19 protein-coding genes and 2 pseudogenes are annotated in these 15,596 nt (G+C 39.6%); 12 read left to right on the top strand and 9 right to left on the bottom strand.

The window, feature by feature from the left end; genetic code table 11:
• Positions 1-14: 14 nt before the first annotated feature.
• Positions 15-929 carry a hypothetical protein gene (locus L6494_RS09740; protein ID WP_237994234.1) on the top strand — a complete coding sequence of 305 codons (915 nt, stop codon included), beginning with the start codon at positions 15-17 and terminating at the stop codon, positions 927-929.
• Positions 930-1,114: 185 nt separating this feature from the next.
• Here L6494_RS09740 and L6494_RS09735 read toward each other — a convergent pair.
• Positions 1,115-2,215, bottom strand: a pseudogene (locus tag L6494_RS09735) (nickel-dependent hydrogenase large subunit); the annotation flags it as partial.
• A gap of 116 nt (positions 2,216-2,331) precedes the next feature.
• Here L6494_RS09735 and L6494_RS09730 point away from each other — a divergent pair.
• Complete coding sequence (locus tag L6494_RS09730) at positions 2,332-3,792, top strand: site-specific integrase (RefSeq protein ID WP_237994232.1); 1,461 nt, start codon at positions 2,332-2,334, stop codon at positions 3,790-3,792.
• On the opposite strand, the gene L6494_RS09725 is transcribed toward L6494_RS09730, so the two are convergent.
• Positions 3,789-4,016 carry a tyrosine-type recombinase/integrase gene (locus L6494_RS09725; RefSeq protein WP_339394030.1) on the bottom strand — a complete coding sequence of 76 codons (228 nt, stop codon included), beginning with the start codon at positions 4,014-4,016 and terminating at the stop codon, positions 3,789-3,791. The two genes, L6494_RS09730 and L6494_RS09725, sit on opposite strands and share 4 nt — an antisense overlap.
• A gap of 121 nt (positions 4,017-4,137) precedes the next feature.
• On the opposite strand from L6494_RS09725, the gene L6494_RS09720 reads away from it, so the two are divergent.
• The 5 genes from L6494_RS09720 to L6494_RS09700 all read left to right on the top strand — a co-directional run bounded on the left by L6494_RS09720 (position 4,138) and on the right by L6494_RS09700 (position 6,805).
• Positions 4,138-4,653, top strand: coding sequence for a hypothetical protein (locus tag L6494_RS09720; protein ID WP_237994230.1), 516 nt, complete (start codon positions 4,138-4,140; stop codon positions 4,651-4,653).
• A gap of 626 nt (positions 4,654-5,279) precedes the next feature.
• Positions 5,280-5,654 (top strand): DUF5674 family protein, encoded by a 375-nt coding sequence (locus L6494_RS09715; RefSeq protein WP_442946989.1) that lies wholly within the window; start codon positions 5,280-5,282, stop codon positions 5,652-5,654.
• Positions 5,651-5,998 (top strand): hypothetical protein, encoded by a 348-nt coding sequence (locus L6494_RS09710; protein WP_237994228.1) that lies wholly within the window; start codon positions 5,651-5,653, stop codon positions 5,996-5,998. Before L6494_RS09715 ends, L6494_RS09710 begins: the two co-directional genes overlap by 4 nt.
• A 155-nt stretch (positions 5,999-6,153) precedes the next feature.
• The gene (locus tag L6494_RS09705) at positions 6,154-6,393 is read left to right on the top strand and encodes a hypothetical protein (RefSeq protein WP_063871788.1); all 240 of its coding nucleotides are present in this window, start codon (positions 6,154-6,156) and stop codon (positions 6,391-6,393) included.
• A complete protein-coding gene (locus L6494_RS09700) occupies positions 6,380-6,805 on the top strand; it encodes a type II toxin-antitoxin system VapC family toxin (RefSeq protein ID WP_237994226.1) in 426 nt (141 codons plus the stop codon). The genes L6494_RS09705 and L6494_RS09700 overlap by 14 nt, the downstream gene beginning before the upstream one ends.
• A 206-nt stretch (positions 6,806-7,011) precedes the next feature.
• Here L6494_RS09700 and L6494_RS09695 read toward each other — a convergent pair whose 3' ends face one another.
• Both L6494_RS09695 and L6494_RS09690 read right to left on the bottom strand, forming a co-directional pair.
• The gene (locus tag L6494_RS09695; RefSeq protein ID WP_237994224.1) at positions 7,012-7,407 is read right to left on the bottom strand and encodes an aspartyl protease family protein; all 396 of its coding nucleotides are present in this window, start codon (positions 7,405-7,407) and stop codon (positions 7,012-7,014) included.
• On the bottom strand, positions 7,400-7,618 hold the full coding sequence (locus tag L6494_RS09690) for a hypothetical protein (RefSeq protein ID WP_237994222.1): 219 nt from the start codon (positions 7,616-7,618) through the stop codon (positions 7,400-7,402). Before L6494_RS09690 ends, L6494_RS09695 begins: the two co-directional genes overlap by 8 nt.
• A 246-nt stretch (positions 7,619-7,864) precedes the next feature.
• Between L6494_RS09690 and L6494_RS09685 the strand changes: the two are divergent.
• Positions 7,865-8,100 (top strand): annotated as a pseudogene (locus tag L6494_RS09685) (hypothetical protein).
• 140 nt (positions 8,101-8,240) lie between these two features.
• On the opposite strand, the gene L6494_RS09680 reads toward L6494_RS09685, so the two are convergent.
• Positions 8,241-8,381 carry a hypothetical protein gene (locus tag L6494_RS09680; protein ID WP_237994221.1) on the bottom strand — a complete coding sequence of 47 codons (141 nt, stop codon included), beginning with the start codon at positions 8,379-8,381 and terminating at the stop codon, positions 8,241-8,243.
• 403 nt (positions 8,382-8,784) lie between these two features.
• On the opposite strand from L6494_RS09680, the gene L6494_RS09675 reads away from it, so the two are divergent.
• Entirely contained in the window at positions 8,785-9,135 is a 351-nt protein-coding gene (locus L6494_RS09675) for a hypothetical protein (RefSeq protein ID WP_237994218.1), read from the top strand.
• A 56-nt stretch (positions 9,136-9,191) separates the two neighbouring features.
• On the opposite strand, the gene L6494_RS09670 is transcribed toward L6494_RS09675, so the two are convergent.
• Positions 9,192-10,742, bottom strand: a complete 1,551-nt coding sequence (locus tag L6494_RS09670; protein ID WP_237994216.1) for an ATP-binding protein — start codon at positions 10,740-10,742, stop codon at positions 9,192-9,194.
• Between the two features lie 576 nt (positions 10,743-11,318).
• Between L6494_RS09670 and L6494_RS09665 the strand changes: the two genes are divergently transcribed.
• Entirely contained in the window at positions 11,319-12,485 is a 1,167-nt protein-coding gene (locus tag L6494_RS09665) for a GUN4 domain-containing protein (protein WP_237994214.1), read from the top strand.
• A 125-nt stretch (positions 12,486-12,610) separates the two neighbouring features.
• Positions 12,611-13,036 (top strand): toll/interleukin-1 receptor domain-containing protein, encoded by a 426-nt coding sequence (locus tag L6494_RS09660; protein WP_237994211.1) that lies wholly within the window; start codon positions 12,611-12,613, stop codon positions 13,034-13,036.
• Between the two features lie 114 nt (positions 13,037-13,150).
• Here the strand turns inward: L6494_RS09660 and L6494_RS09655 are convergent, their stop codons facing one another.
• Both L6494_RS09655 and L6494_RS09650 read right to left on the bottom strand, forming a co-directional pair.
• Positions 13,151-13,684 carry an HARBI1 family protein gene (locus L6494_RS09655; RefSeq protein WP_237989127.1) on the bottom strand — a complete coding sequence of 178 codons (534 nt, stop codon included), beginning with the start codon at positions 13,682-13,684 and terminating at the stop codon, positions 13,151-13,153.
• Between the two features lie 19 nt (positions 13,685-13,703).
• Positions 13,704-14,075 carry a helix-turn-helix domain-containing protein gene (locus L6494_RS09650; RefSeq protein WP_237989128.1) on the bottom strand — a complete coding sequence of 124 codons (372 nt, stop codon included), beginning with the start codon at positions 14,073-14,075 and terminating at the stop codon, positions 13,704-13,706.
• Between the two features lie 60 nt (positions 14,076-14,135).
• On the opposite strand from L6494_RS09650, the gene L6494_RS09645 reads away from it, so the two are divergent.
• Complete coding sequence (locus L6494_RS09645; RefSeq protein ID WP_237994209.1) at positions 14,136-14,891, top strand: GUN4 domain-containing protein; 756 nt, start codon at positions 14,136-14,138, stop codon at positions 14,889-14,891.
• A gap of 200 nt (positions 14,892-15,091) precedes the next feature.
• On the opposite strand, the gene L6494_RS09640 is transcribed toward L6494_RS09645, so the two are convergent.
• On the bottom strand, positions 15,092-15,589 hold the full coding sequence (locus L6494_RS09640; RefSeq protein WP_237994207.1) for a hypothetical protein: 498 nt from the start codon (positions 15,587-15,589) through the stop codon (positions 15,092-15,094).
• Positions 15,590-15,596: the final 7 nt, after the last annotated feature.

Raw genomic sequence — 15,596 nt, 5'->3', positions numbered from 1 at the left:
TAAGGAAGCATAATATGTACGAACATCGTAGTACAACCTTTAATTTTAAAACATTGTCGGCGAGTTTTAATAAGTATAAAGGTTATTACAATCTCGATAATTTAAACTTAGGCAACGCGCTTGAAACCTGGAATCTTTTGGAAGAAACAAATAGAGAAGATATTAATATAATTGCAAATTATCAAAAATGGTCTTTTACAGCTAGCTTTTTACAAATGCTTAATGCTTGGCAGTGGTTTTTCTCCGGTATCTTGCTTGGAAGACAGGCTTACTTGCCTGCTCAGATATTGCAAATGTATTATTACTCTATCTTCTTTTCCTATGGAGCTTTTCTGTCAGCTAATTTTAAAGGAAATTACTCATTAAAGGTAGAAATCGGACAAGACAGAAAAGTTAAGACAAAGAACCGCAAAGAAGTATGGCTAAGTCAAGAAACTAATAATAAAAGCCAAATTATGATAAAAGATCAAGGTAGTGGCGGAGAACACGAGATTAGAGCTAAGTGGTTTTATGAGGTTTTCAAAAATTGGGATTTTAAAGACGACCATCCACAAGTTTTATCCTTTATTGCTAGTAGAGATTTCCATTCTGATTCTCGCAACTTCTATACATATTCTTTAAGTGATATAGCGGAAGAACTGTACGAAGTTCCCAAAATGCAATCTTCTCCCTCTAACGATATATTAATTAGCCTGTGGAATAGGGAAATTGACTGGGTTGAGTATTTCCCAGAAGAATTTTGGGCGTTAGAGCATATCAAGGTTGCTGTTGACCTTCATACAAGATTGTTAAAGGGATACGATAAAGAGTCTCCATATACTCAACAGCAGATTTTATTATTGGAAAACTTATGTAATCACCATATCCATACTGGATTAATTGAAATTATTAGAATTGCAATGCCTACAATATTACAGATGTTAAAGTAATGAAAACAGCTAATATAGGCTAATCCTGCATTCAACTACAATGTATTTGCTAGTATTAAAATCTACTTTTCAAGTACAAATATCATCCTAATATTTTGAGATACCATTTAAAAAGATATTATTAAAACATTAAGACACAAATAAATTTTGGGGCGTTATCCTATAAATAACGCACCCGAAACTAATTAAGCAGTGCGAAAACGCGCCAACTCCTCGCCTGTCTTCGCATCATGGGCGTGAACAGTACACACCAGACAAGAATCAAACGATCGCGCCACGTGTCCCACTTCCACAGGGTCGCTAGAATCTTCAATAGGTGTCCCTATCAAAGCTTGTTCAATCGGGCCACGTATTCCGTCTTTGTCACGGGGGCCAACATTCCAAGTAGTCGCAGCAATCACCTGATAATTCTTAATCTTGCCATCTTCAATATCTACCCAGTGACATAAAGAACCCCGTGAGGCTTCCGTTGCACCCCAACCGCGCCCGTCTTTTTCTTTAGGTTTGATATACCAGGGGTCATTTAAGACAAACTCACGCAAACATCGTTCCGCTTGGCGGTATAACTTGACAATTTCGTGAACGCGTGCAAGCTGACGCACATGAATACTAGCACCACCCATTTGTTTAAAGACATCCAGGATAAACCCATCATAGTGTTGCCAAGATTCTCCATGCTGACCACCTGCGACTAACTGACGCGCTAGAGGCCCGACTTCCAAACGTCCAAAGTCTTTGTGTAGTACAGCCGTTGACCAAGAGTAGGCATTATTGAAGTCTTTAGTATTTTTCTGGGTGGGTTTGGTCGTGCGGTCAAAGGGGTGAACGTTGTCTGTACCTTCGTCATACCAGGCATGGGTGGTATTCTCACGGGCGAAGGTATGATCCATTAAAGTGTGAGTGTCGGTGAAGCTGTTGTACACACCACTTTTCATGATCATAGCGGCGTTGCGTCCTTCGATAGTCGGCTTCTGGTATTTATCTTCATGGGGTAAATATCCCCAAGAGACATATTTACCAACACCAGCACCGTATCTATCTAAACCAATATCTAAACCCATGCGCCAATAGAAACCCAAGTCTGACTCACGATGTTTGATGTCTGCTTCTAACCAGTCCATGAAGTCATCATAAGTTTGGATTTCTTCGTAGCGTTCCAAAGAACAACCCAACCACACAGGTTCTAACCAGTTGGTGCGGAAGTATTCTAAAATTGCCCAAGCGCGGGTGATGTCTGTTAATGTTGGGGCGCACATCACACCACCAGGCACCATATAACTGCTGTGACAACTGGTGATATATTAAAAATGTTCCTGAGTAACTTATTTGATAAGGTAATTTTGCTCGGCAAGAACATTTTATTTTCACCATTTCAGTTTATAAATAAGGGAATATTTAGGGAATGAGCGGACAAAATCAGGGTAATTGCGAGGAGACATATTCCACATCTACACATGAATATGCAAATGCAGACTCAACCGACTGGTTCGCAGATATGTTTGCAGATTTTGAGCCGCAGAACACCACAGACGGTAGCTATAGGGGAACAATGGCGAAAATAAAAGCAACGGAATTACAGTATCAAGCAGTTTTTGAACAGAAGTTAGTCGAAGCTAATACTAATTTAAAAAGGGAGAGAATAAGAGTTAGCATTAAACAAACTGGCAATTCTCTCCAATTACGAGCTACCCTACCCTTAAAACCAGGGGATGGTAGTTCAGGTAAGCAAAAAAAGCAGTATGACTTGTCTCTAGGGATACCAGCAAATTTAGAAGGACTGAAAACTGCAATTGAAGAAAGTTATGAATTGGGTAAATTAATTGCTCGTCATACTTTCGAGTGGAGTGAAAAGTATTTAGGAATTAAATCTAGAGAGAAGCAAGAAATAAAAACTATTGGGGAATTATTAGATAGATTTGAAGAAAAATATTATCAAACCCGTCAGAAAACTATAACCAGTCAAAATACTTTTCCTAACTATATATCTGTAATTAAAAGAAACTTCCCTCTCACCCATTTAGCCACAAAAGAAAATTTTGAGGAAATTATTAATTCAGTTCAGGGGAATAAAAAAAATGAACTAATAGCCGTAACTTCTGTTTTGATTAAAACCTTTAATTTAGGATTTCAACTCGATGTTAAACGTGATAATGTCACCCCGGCCCATCGAGAAATACCTGAAGATGACAAAATAATATATTCTTTTAACTTCTTTGAAAAATTCGCCCTCAATCGCAAAAATACAAATATTAGTGATGAAATAGACACTTGGGAAATGTGGCGTTGGGTATATGGAATGTTGGCAACATTTGGGTTAAGACCAAGGGAACTATTTGTACAACCGGATATTAATTGGTGGATGTCTCCCCAAAATCTAGACCATACTTGGAAAGTGAATAAAAATACAAAAACTGGATATCGAGAAGTTATTCCTTTTGTACCTGAATGGATAGAATTATTTGATTTACAAAATCTCAAACCATTAAAGATTTTAGAGAAAAAAGTTACCAAAATCGCATCTGTACAAAATATTAATTGGATGCGGAGAGATATCTCCAGATGGTTTAGAAAAGTGGGAATTGAGTTTCAACCCTACGATTTACGTCATGCTTGTGCAATTCGAGCGCATCTTCAGGGAATACCTATTAAAGCCGCAGCAGATAATTTAGGTCATACTGTTGATGAACATACAAAAACCTATCAAAGATGGTTTGGGATTGAAAATAGGAAAAAAGCCTTTGGTGAGGTAATTAGTCAAAAGTCGTTAATTGAGTTGCAGAAAAATGAAATTTTGGCGCTCAGGATGGAGAATGAAAGGTTAAAGTTGGAGGTTGAAAAGTGGAAATCAAGAGAGAATGTCTAACAATCGAGAGGATTACGAACACCTTTACCTCCACGGTTAAGAACGTGGGTATAAATCATGGTGGTTTTGACATCCTTGTGTCCGAGTAATTCCTGAACGGTGCGGATGTCGTAACCATTTTGTAACAGATGGGTTGCGAAACTGTGGCGAAATGTGTGACAACCCACCTTTTTTTGAATTTTTGCGGCTCGAACTGCTTGTTTTAAAGCTTCATTTAATCGCAAGCCCGTACCGTAAAGTAATTTAATTAGCCGCCCGACTCTACTGCTCGTACGTCAGCCTATAGACAGGTTAATCCGTCTACAATATATTTTGTGTCCTTCACAAAATCTAGTGGGAGTCTTTATGCGCAAATGTGTAGTGATCACTGCTTTGGCTGCGGCGCTTGTTATAAGCCCTAGTCCGGCGAATGCCGCTTTTTGGTTCCTCCCATGGATCATTTTTGGTACTGGCAAGGTGATCGCCGTCAAGACTGTGGTTATCAACAAGGGTTCTACAGTCTTGATTGCAAAGCAAAGGGCCGCAATTGGCTCAACAGCCAAGCTGGGCTTGCTATCTGGGAAGTCCGTCATATTTAGCGGCAAGGGCAAGGTTATCTCCGTTGCCGCAGTTGGTGGCTTGCTCATTGAACGTGGGCTAAAATCATCAGGTTCTCAGTTTATTGATCAAGAGGTCGTAAAGGAGATAGCGGCTGCTCGCTCTATTGGGCTTACCGAGTATAAGACCAAAGTCTGTACCCAAAGATCCGGGGAGCACTATGCAGTCCCGATCGACACAGTGAAGTGCTTGGATGGAAAGGATCCCGCTCTCCTTGCGAAACCGCTTAAGTTGAACAACCTAAAAGTCTCAACCGCTAAGTGAGCTTCACGCCCTTTTTTGCCCGCAGGCGCAGTCTAAATCAAACTTAAGACAATAGTGCGATCGCCGATCTTGTAGGGTGCGTTCCCCACGACAAATCCTAATTACTCCGCCGATAAATTCCTGGGAACGCACCAGGATTGTGGACTATAAGCAAGCGATCGCAGTCTAGAGGTGTTAGATTTGCCGTTAAACATATTTGAGTGCGATCGCTCAATTGTTCAGTGCGATAGCGAAGCGCTGCTGCAAGCAGATCGCCTATCTTGCAGGGTGCTTACTCCGCCGATAAATTCCTGGGAATGCACTAAGATTGTGGACTTTAAGCAAGCGATCGCAGTTTAGACGTGTTAGATTTGCCGTTAAATATCTTTGTAGAGTGCGATCGCTCAATATCCAAACAAATCAATACTTTTATACCCAAGATAACCTGTAATTATTTAAACTTTTATATTGTTATTTACGTATTTATATTGAGAAAAAACTGGATTTATACTTCAACATTAAGAAAACAATTATACTTAACCCCTTGCCTTGTACTTCCCTTAACTGCGATCGCTATCAAGTAGAGAACCTTAGCTTAGATTATCAAGGGATTGAAATAGGGTCACGTTAATATCGTTTAAGGTAATATGAGAGAATATTTTAATAAATTGACTCCTATTTTACCTTTGATAATTCATATTTTAAAAGAACCTGCAACACCTAGCCAAATCAACGAGATGCTTCAAGCCAATCGTTTTTATATTAAAACAGCCGTAGATATACGTCATCAAATTTTGGCAGGTGGAGGTGAAATGCACTCGGACTGCGAAACAATTTTACTTGATAATGGAAGTCAACAGCAGGATATTTGGGGTGCAAGTTGGAATCCTATTTCTCAAGAAATTTTCTATGAATCAATGGTAAATCTCCGTCCACGTCAAAATCGAGCAATGGAAATTTTAGATCCAGCGATTCGGGAGCAAGTCAAACAAATCATCCATAAGTTATTAGGAGGCGTATGAATAACTGGACTGTAGAACAAATTGCGTTTCGGTGCGATCGCCTTTCTGTACGTCTGGAACGATTAGCACAGAACTTTCTGCAAATGGCATCTCTCAGTTTGGATGGGGTTAATGGGGAAGCGGTACTTGGGATTGTTAGAGAAAGTAAAGTATTTTTAGAACTGACAGCGATTGATTTAGATGTGGACAGTGCGTTTGAACTGGCTCAAATGCAACGTCAATTGTCTCGATGGCATATTCATTGGTGGTCAACTTGGGCAAGTGATTCTAGTCGTCTGGAAATTTCAACTTTGTCTCAAACCTGGGCAAATCGAATTAGGCAGATGGCAGGAGTTCTGGTTTAAATTCCGATCTCTTAACCCTGATATGCTTAGTGCGATGCCTGCGGCGGGCGTAGCCATCGCCAATATTGTAGAGTGCGTTCCCCACAACACTCCTAATTACTCCGCCGATAAGCTTTTTCGCTAAACTATAATCAAGGAAACAGCAAGATGAGATAATGAACTTAGATACAATTCAACAAGATATTGCGTCTCTTCCTCCCGATGCACAACTAATCATAGTGGAACTCGTAGAAGTCCTAAAAAAACGCTACCTTTTGAATCAACACGAATCTTCAGAAAACTCCTCGCAAGACTGGTCAGACTTTATCGGTTGCATAGAAGCTGAAACAGACCTCTCAAAAAACCATAAAAACTACTTAGACCGTGAACTTAACCAAAAATATGATCATAGTTGATACAGGCTTTTGGTTAGCTCTTGCCAATAAAAAAGATACAGTTCATATATCCGCCAAAAAACGATTTCAAGATTTAGCTAATCAGCAATTTATTACAACCTGGTGCGTCGTCACGGAAACTTGCTATCTATTACAAAAAAGAGTAGGAATAGATGCTCCAAAAATCTTTATTCATAAAATTTATACAGGAAAGCTACAAATCTTTGATCTCAAACAACATCATTGCCAGCGTATTGAAGAACTGATGGAAAAATATAAAGACTTACCGATGGATTTAGCCGATTCCTCTCTTGTTATCCTGGCAGAAGAATTAGGTCATGGCCAAATTTTATCGGTTGATTATCGAGACTTCAACACCTATCGCTGGAAAAATACAGAACCGTTCGATAACCTCTTTCAGGAATTTTTATGACGTGGTGCGACGATAAATTCCTGGGAATGTAGAAGGATTATAGACTTTAATCAAGCGATCGCAGTCTATAGGCGTTAGATTTGCTGTTGAACATATTTGAGAAATGCGATCGCTCAATTTCCATTATCTTGTGCTTCCTTAACTGCGATTAACTGCGATCGCTAGTTATGGTTTAAGTGCGATGCCTGCGGCGGGCGTAGCCATCGCTAATCACCTCGGATAATTTTGATCGTGCATTGCGATCGCTCAAAACAGACATCAAATTCTCGAAAAAAGTTCGTTTGCCCAAGGATTAAGGGTACATAAGAGGCTTCTACCCAGGCAAATGCTAGACGAACGGGTTCAAGATTCCCAATTTGAACTTGTACAAATAACCCCCGTGCTTCAACCTTTGCAAGATTTCCAGCCAATGGCAAACGGACAGTTTGATTATCCCAAATCGCGCCTAATTGTAATCCAATATCATAAGGTAAGACATTGACAGTAGACCCAGTATCCAGCAGTGCATTTGCAGAAACAGAAGAGTTTGCATAACTCAGAATGATAGGAATTGTGGGTAATGCTTCATCATCATTAAAGGGAAATTCCACTGTACTAGGCATCAGTAGATGCCTCTTGGTGATCCTGAATCATCTGCATGAGAATGTTTGCAGCTTCCGTTGAGTCGTAGGGCGACCAAATCGGATACTCTGAAGCAGAAAAGATAACTTGTAATTCAGCATTTGGGATTTGTGTGGCTAGGAGTTTAAAGAGTGATAATTTGTCGGACTGACTCAGATTATTGACTAGAGGAATTAACTCAGCGAGTGACATATTTTAAACTTTGAGATATACAATAATACATTTATCATAAGCGATCTGTGAGGTACGGTCTAACGGGTCTGTTAAACATCTTTGGGAAAAGCGATTCCTGCGGAGTGCTTCGCTATCGCTCAATATCCAAACAAATCAATAAAAAGATGTGTGCAGAGTGTGTTTTATATTCAGTGGCAGGGTAAAAATTAGAATTGCTCCTCTCTACAAAGCTATAATGTGATTGAAGTCAAAAAACAATCCGATATGTCAACCATTGAACAAATTGAAGCAGCTATTCTAACGCTTCCACCAGAACAATTTCAGCGACTTCGACAATGGATCTAGACGTAGACTACCAACATTGGGACGAGCAGCTAGAACAAGACATCGCAGACGACAAACTGGAGGCTTTAGCAGAAGAAGCGATCGCTGAGTTTAAAGCGGGACATTGCCGTTCAGGAAGATTGGTAAAAAATACTGGTCAGTTCGAGCAGGATTAGACTATCGGGCTTTAGGAGTTGAGGTAGAAAGCGGTATTTCTTGGTTTTGGATCGGAAATCACGCAGAATATGACAAGCTAATTGATAAGCTTTAACCAGCAGGCCAGTCGATCTTGTAGAGTGCTTTCCCCACAATATTCCTAATTACTCCGCCGATAAATTCCTCTTAACGCACCGGGATTGTGGACTTTAATCAGGCGATCGCAGTCTAGAGGTGTTAGATTTACTGTTAAACATATTTGAGTGCGATCGCGCAAGTGCTGACTTGTCAGTTCGCTCAATATCCAAACAAATCAATACTTTTATACTCAAGACAACCTGTAATTATTTAAGCTTTTATATTACTATTTACGTATTTATATTGAGAAAAAACCAGGTTTATACTTCAACGTTAAGAGAAGAATTATACTTAACCCATTGCCTTGTACTTCCCTTAACTGCGATTAACTGGGATAGCGCAAGAGCTGACTTGTCAGTTCGCTATTCTGTTTAGATTTGAAGGCAGAAGTTTGATATTAAAAATTATTATAGGATTTTTAATCCTTCTCTCTTTTATTTTCTCCTGCCTCAAAACCTCCACGAAAAGATAACGGGAAAAGTCAGATCCTGCAATTGGTGTACTTCACTTATCCTTAAAAGTGCTGTAAATTATAAGATTAAAACAAGGATTAAGCTATAGATTCTATGGAAACACCCCCAATACCTTCTGAAGAGAGTGTGACTTTCAGCATTAAAAAGTCAAGCAGAAACGCATTTTTTGCAAAGATGATCATACTTTTGACTTTAACTCTACTATTAGGCTATTTTTATGGACAAGATGGTGCTCGACGATATGAGAAAGGTCGTGAACTAACACAAGAAAAATATCTAGAAAAGTTTGATGAGTATAAAGGTGCATTATTAAATGGCAAACAGTTTGAAAATCCCCTATTGTCGACCTTTGCAGCGTTTATAGTTATATCCTTCTTAATTGGCTCATACGAGTTAACTGCTTTGATTATTGGCTTTCTTATTGGAAAGGTTATTAGGCGATGACCTATATTTATTCCAACGCAGATATTACTTCGCCTAGCTCCTTCCTAGCAAAATACTCAAGCCCGAATCACAGTAATCCGACGTTGATTTTCTGTCACTACAACCTGAGTTGATAAACGTTCTTCCATTGGCAAGGCATTTTTACGCCTATCAAACACAAATAACCAACCAAAATCTAGCCCTAAACGCCCTAAATAGGATTCTAACTGCTCAATACCCTCAGTTTGGGGGTCACGCTTTTTCTCCCGCCATACCTTTAACTCAATACCTAACATGACATCTTTGTAACGCAGACATAAATCCATTCTGTCACTACCAATTGCATATTCCCTCTCCAAGACTCCACCACCATTAATCACACGATGCAAGAAAGCCATTAATACGATGTGGGGGGCAATTTCATGATACCCAGTGCTACCTAATAACGGTTCTCCGTGCTGTCGCCAAAATTTGAGAAATGCTGCAAGTAACGCATCTATATTTAACTCTCCTTCCGGGGTTAACCAAGTTGGTGCAATCACTGGTAGGGAAGCCATTGGTGTCACCGTTAACACCCTGGGCAAAACTTCCCGATAAATGGGATTAGCAATAGTTAATCCACCTTGGGGGTGCATTTTACACAAACCTAAATCAATCACAAATTGAATATCATCATTGGGTATATCCCCCAATTCCAAACCCGCTAACATCGGCTCGATAATTGCTTTTATTCTTGGTTCTCGTAAGCGTTCAGCTAAACTATCCAAGTGAGTATCTTGACGGGCAATTAATATTTCTTTTGCTTGTAAAATATGTTCTTTTGTAATAGCAATACTTCTATCCTTAACCATTTTTTCCACAACTTCTTTAGCCAGAGCATTCACTAACCAAGGTTGTCCTTGAGTTAAATCAAACGCTGTTGCAGTTGCCTCTGATGTGAAAATTTGTCCTGTCTGTTCTGTATGTTGTTGATATAGTTCTGCCACTTCCTCGGCATTGAAATTTCTCAGAGTAATGGAACTGACTTTAATATTAAAAGGACTAGATGTGTTTAATCTGTCACTACCACCGGATGCTACTTTATAATCTCGCACATCCCTTAAACCAATTAATCCTACAGATGAGGGGAAATTTTCCGGACGACTGCGATAGCCTTCACGTAACTGTCGTAAAACTGAAATTAGTGTTTGGTCTTGTAGGGAATCAATTTCATCTATAAATAATACTAACGGACGATTTATAGCTTTTGACCAAGCTCTTAAATTTTCGCCAATTCTCTGCCCAGGCGCATTATAAACCCAAGTTGGGGGTTGTAGCTCTGGGGGTAGGTTATCCTCAATTGTATTCTGCCAAGTTCCCAAAATCGCTAATTCTGCCGCACTGGGGTCATGATTAAATGCACTTCCTACCTCTACCGATACCATTACTGCTGCATAACTTCCTGTGGCGGTCAGTTGCTGTGCTAGAGCTAACATTGCGGTTGTTTTCCCTGTTTGTCGCGGTGCATGAAGGACAAAATAACTTTCTTGTTCAATCAGCAATGATAAGTCAGGAAGACGACTTGTGGCTGAGATGGTATAGTGTTTTTCAGGGTTACAAGGGCCTGCAATATTAAACCAGCGAGACATGGGATTTTGGCAGTTAGCGGACACTTTGAGTTTAGACGATTTTAAGGTTGGGGATGGCACGAAGGGCTAATTGGGGATTTTTGTTTGTTTAAACATCGGGTAGATATACCGAATCATTCCGTCTATTACTCGGAAAAAGATAATAGCCAGAAAATTTATTGCTATCCACTCAGATTTAGGTAATTATCTGGAAATTTTCTGTATAATATGTAGATATTGACGATATCCGCACAAGTTCTTAATATTATGAATAAATTAGCTATAATGCTTTATTCGACTGGATTGTTTAGCGTGATAGACGGAAACTTTTCGTCTAATAATATAGATTAGTTGTTTTCGTGTTGAGTCCTTGCCCTGATTCTTTGAGCTATTGATGAAGATGCAAAGCATGGGAGGGATTTTAGGGTGAAGTAGTGACAAAGGATAATCGCTACATCCAATGTTGATCTTGGAGGTTGAAAGGTATGAGTTTCCCTTTTTTCAACCCTGCAAGTATCTACTGAAGGCGTTTCTGTTAACTCTTGGAGAGAGACTATAATCAATGGCAACTTCATTCAAACCTTGGTGGAGAGACAGGTGATCGAACAAACAAAAGCACCTACCAAAGTCTTTATCAGCTATAGCTGGGATTCAGACAAACACAAAGAACGTGTGTTGGCTTTGGCAAATACGCTACGAAACCCTTGGGGAATAGAAACTGATATAGACCAATATATTAGAGCCAAAGATCCATTTACTCCTTCACAGGGATGGGACTTATGGATGGAGAAAAGAATTGAATGGGCTGAGTTTGTGCTGATAGTTTGCACGGAAACCTATAAGCGGCGATTTAGAGGAGATGAAGAACCTGGTACTGGACGAGGAAGTACCTGGGAAGGAGCTATCATCAGGCAACATCTTTATAATGATCAATTGCTAAACACTAGGTTTATTCCTGTTGTATTCTCTTCTCAAGATTTGACCCATGTTCCTATCATCTTCAATGGGAATGATAAATATATTCTTGAAGATGAAAAAAGCTTTAAAGAACTTTGTTATCGCCTTAGAAAAGAGTCTATGCTTGTAATGCCAGAAATTGCAATAGCAAAATTACAAGCACCTCCTGAACCAAAGTTTTTTTCACCCCAAAAATCGCAGGCAGAACCGCCAACAGTTTTTCTAGATATTGCTGAAATTCAATATCAACCTGCTGCTAAACCAGAAGCGGAGCAACAAAAGCTATCAATTAATATTGGGATAAGTGACTGCACTCGATCAGAAAATCTATTGAAGCTAGAAGAACTGCTGAAGACAGAAAAAATAAAAGAAGCAGATGAGCAAACCAAAAAGCTCATTTTGATGGAAAACCAAAATAATCCTTTAACTGCTCCCCAAATTAGGCAAATTCCTTTGGATTTGCTTTGTAGCATTGATCGTTTCTGGATGGAATATAGTGCTGGAAAGTTTGGGTTAAAGGTTCAGCAGCAGATATGGCAAAAAATTCAGGAGCCAGAAAAACCACGCTTTAACCCGTTTGCTAAAAAGGTAGAGCCATTAACTGAATCACAAGCATGGAAACGATTAGGGTGCAGAGTTGGCTGGCGTAGTGATGATGAGGAACTATTGTCAGATGCAAAGCTTGATTTCTCAATCAAAGCTCCTCCAGGCTGTTTCCCTCGGACTCGATTGTGGTTACGTGGTGGTCATGGAAATAATGTAAAACAGTTTGCTGCTTTAATGGATCGGGTGGCACAATTAGAGTGAAATAGTAGTTTGTCTAACACTCATAAAACTATGTTTTGGAGTTTGAAGTCAATTCATATCTGATCTGGCCTAAAAATATTGTGGCTATATAATCTAGATTAAAGTCATCTTTTTGCTCAACTCTGATGTCGGACACCATTGAAGTCTTTATTTCTTACTCCAAGCAAGACAAAGAATTGCGTGATGGATTGCTATCCCACCTACGCCCTCTTGAGAGGGAAGGTATTATCACCTGGCACGATCGCCAAATTTTACCGGGTACTGAGTGGGACGAAGAAATTAAAGCCCGTCTTAATGCCGCAGATATCATTTTGCTGCTGATCAGTGCCGACTTTCTAGCGACTGACTACTGCATTCAAGTTGAGATTCCAGAGGCATTGCGGCGACATGAAGCGGGCGAAGCTACAGTAATGCCCGTCATTTTGAGATCGTGCGGTTGGAAATATACTCCCCTAGCAAAAATTCAGGCATATCCTGAAAAGGCTAAACCTGTCGTAAGTTGGACATATATTAGACATCTCCGAAAACAGTCAAAGCCTTTGTTTGGCTAGGCTGTAGCCACTAAATGCAATCATCTTAAATTAGCTATTCTGTACGATGAAATAAGACTTTGAGATATTTGCTGTTGATAATTAGGCAAAAATATCTAGTTATATGCGATAATTTTAACCTGATGATATAGCTGATATTTCTAATGGTAATATTAGCCCTCGAATCCGTAACCTTACTAGCCCACAAATCGTCAAAATTACTTGCTTATATTTGCGGGTATTTAACCTAAATCTCTCTTGGACAACTCGAAAGATTTTGACTGACCGTATTCGATGTTCAACAAAGATTCGTTTAGATGAAAATATTTTGTTCTGTTCTTTCTGTTCAGTTGTTAGTTCTTGATTTCTTGGTTTCTTAATTGGAGTTGTAATTAAATCTTCTCCAAGATATGCCTTATCTCCTTTAAATCTTTGTTTGGCATCAAACTCTGAACGATATTCTCGGAACAAAGTTATATCGCTTTTTGGACCAGGTTCACCTGCCACAACATCAACGATATCACTAGCATCAGGTAAAATAATCATTTGAGTTTTAAATGTATGATTACTCTTCTTACCTGAAAAATATTTCTTTTGTTCATCATTGTCTCTAGGTCTTTCTCTGACTTGTTCATAGCTATCTACTATTAATTCATATTCTGTGAGCATTTCTTTTACTACTTCATAGTCAGAAGCGTTTTTTTTTTACTTGTTCAAGCAAACTTGATGGCAGTAATTCTCGCAAGTTAGGCAACCAATAGTTAAACGTATCGTTGGCTGTAGACTCACTTACTTCAAACTGAATACCTAGAAGTTGAAAGGTTGTCAGATGTCGGAGATACACTAAAGTTAAAATGATTTGTTCAGAAATAGATAATTTTGGTTTCCGACCTCCTCCACCAGCAATAATTCTCACTTTCTTAGATTCCAGTAAAGCTTTTTTTTCATGATATAATCTTTCCCCATTTATGATTAATTGTTGTAACTGTTCATATTCCAGACCTATTAACCTTTGGGTTTGTTTAGGATTCTCTTCAATGTAATTCAGTATATTGCTCATGCTTCTGTGTCAAAATAACGCTTTAATGTTCTTTTATCACAGAATAATACTATTTTGGAGATGTCTATTGATGAAGCTTATACAAATGTGTTAGAGGAAGTCTATCTCGCTGCAACAAAGATTAAGGAACGACGTAGCCAGCAGCAGGCAGAGGAACAGAAAAGACTGCACCAAGCCGAGCAATTAAGGCAACAGCAAGCAGCCGAGGCTAAACGGCTAAAACAGCAAGAATTGGAACGGCAATATCAAGCGCGGCTAACCCAAGCGGCAGAAACCAATCACCAGGATAAACCAGACAATCAACCAAAATCATCACCTGATACTTTAAGAGGAGACTATGCCCAACTGGAAAGTTTGCTGAAAGCAGGCAAATGGAAGGAGGCAGATGAGGCAACTACCAAAAAGATGTACGAAGTTATGGGGCAACGTTATTATCTTCGAGATCAGGATATGCAGCAATTTCCTTGTGCTGACCTATGCACGATAGACCAACTCTGGGTGAAGTATAGCCATGGCAGGTTTGGCTTTAGTGTCCAGAAGAAAATTTGGCAAAGGTGCGGTAGCCCTAAAAAGTACAATTCGCAATGGGAAAAGTTTGGAGTAGAGCTGGGATGGAGAACGAAGGGAGCGGCTATACTAGGAGGAACTTGGAAATGCGATGAAGAGTTAACTCTTGACATGTCTGCCCCAGTGGGACACTTCCCAGCCACGTTTAGGGTGTTGACGGGAAAAGAGACGGGAGCGTGGAGGGGGAGAGGAGGACGCGCGTGGGGGTTCTCTTCTCTCGTGCAAAGACTTGCAGAATGTAGAATTTAACAGTTTCAGGCATTCCCAAAGATTTGCAATAGCGTTCTTCTTCAAAAAAACATCGCCGATTTGCTTACATGTCAAAGCCACAAATTAGAATGTCGCAAATTTATCCAACTTATGATTGGGTAAACGATGGTGGATACAATAATTTCAGTAAGTGGGTTGAAGATGCAGCTAGGGCTGCGGATTGGTAACTAATAAGTTTCCTATGGCGAGGCTGGTAGTGGCACAACCAGAAGCAAAATTGTGATCAAGAATGTAATCAAATAAGGCAGGTTTGCCCAAGACTTGAGGGTGTTAGGAATCTGTCCGAGGAATTTGGTTGAGTTATCGGGTTTGAGAAAATTTCCTTTAACTTTCTCGATCCATTCCTGATCTTCAGGAACGATATACCCACTCAAAATTCGAGTTAATCGATTAAAGTTATCGCGGAACTTTCGCTCTAGATATAAGTAGTAAACATCCAAAACACCGAATAGCGAAAAAGCGACAAATGCCAGCACAAATAAAGCCGCACTTCGGTTGGTAAACCCAAAACCTACGATCGCTGCCCAAACAGTGATGCCAACTTTTTTTACTTCTAAAGAGTTGTTTGCCATGCGGGCGATCGCACTTTGCAACATCTCGGTTTGTTTAACTAAATAGTCCTTATTCTTTTCAATCCAGTGTGAAACGTTGTTTGGCATAGTTTTGATGTAAAACATAATTGCC

Origin of the sequence: Nostoc sp. UHCC 0870 (assembly GCF_022063185.1) — a bacterium.
Classification (GTDB): domain Bacteria; phylum Cyanobacteriota; class Cyanobacteriia; order Cyanobacteriales; family Nostocaceae; genus Trichormus.
Note: the sequence above shows the minus strand (reverse complement) of the source record. Positions and strands in the feature narration are given on the sequence as shown.

Coding starts and splice junctions, on each gene's coding strand:
- L6494_RS09740 (WP_237994234.1), top strand. CDS start 15: ATGTACGAACATCGTAGTACAACCTTTAATTTTAAAACATTGTCGGCG.
- L6494_RS09730 (WP_237994232.1), top strand. CDS start 2,332: ATGAGCGGACAAAATCAGGGTAATTGCGAGGAGACATATTCCACATCT.
- L6494_RS09720 (WP_237994230.1), top strand. CDS start 4,138: ATGCGCAAATGTGTAGTGATCACTGCTTTGGCTGCGGCGCTTGTTATA.
- L6494_RS09715 (WP_442946989.1), top strand. CDS start 5,280: ATGAGAGAATATTTTAATAAATTGACTCCTATTTTACCTTTGATAATT.
- L6494_RS09710 (WP_237994228.1), top strand. CDS start 5,651: ATGAATAACTGGACTGTAGAACAAATTGCGTTTCGGTGCGATCGCCTT.
- L6494_RS09705 (WP_063871788.1), top strand. CDS start 6,154: ATGAACTTAGATACAATTCAACAAGATATTGCGTCTCTTCCTCCCGAT.
- L6494_RS09700 (WP_237994226.1), top strand. CDS start 6,380: ATGATCATAGTTGATACAGGCTTTTGGTTAGCTCTTGCCAATAAAAAA.
- L6494_RS09695 (WP_237994224.1), bottom strand. CDS start 7,407: ATGCCTAGTACAGTGGAATTTCCCTTTAATGATGATGAAGCATTACCC.
- L6494_RS09690 (WP_237994222.1), bottom strand. CDS start 7,618: ATGTCACTCGCTGAGTTAATTCCTCTAGTCAATAATCTGAGTCAGTCC.
- L6494_RS09675 (WP_237994218.1), top strand. CDS start 8,785: ATGGAAACACCCCCAATACCTTCTGAAGAGAGTGTGACTTTCAGCATT.
- L6494_RS09670 (WP_237994216.1), bottom strand. CDS start 10,742: ATGTCTCGCTGGTTTAATATTGCAGGCCCTTGTAACCCTGAAAAACAC.
- L6494_RS09660 (WP_237994211.1), top strand. CDS start 12,611: ATGTCGGACACCATTGAAGTCTTTATTTCTTACTCCAAGCAAGACAAA.
- L6494_RS09655 (WP_237989127.1), bottom strand. CDS start 13,684: ATGCTCACAGAATATGAATTAATAGTAGATAGCTATGAACAAGTCAGA.
- L6494_RS09650 (WP_237989128.1), bottom strand. CDS start 14,075: ATGAGCAATATACTGAATTACATTGAAGAGAATCCTAAACAAACCCAA.
- L6494_RS09645 (WP_237994209.1), top strand. CDS start 14,136: ATGTCTATTGATGAAGCTTATACAAATGTGTTAGAGGAAGTCTATCTC.
- L6494_RS09640 (WP_237994207.1), bottom strand. CDS start 15,589: ATGTTTTACATCAAAACTATGCCAAACAACGTTTCACACTGGATTGAA.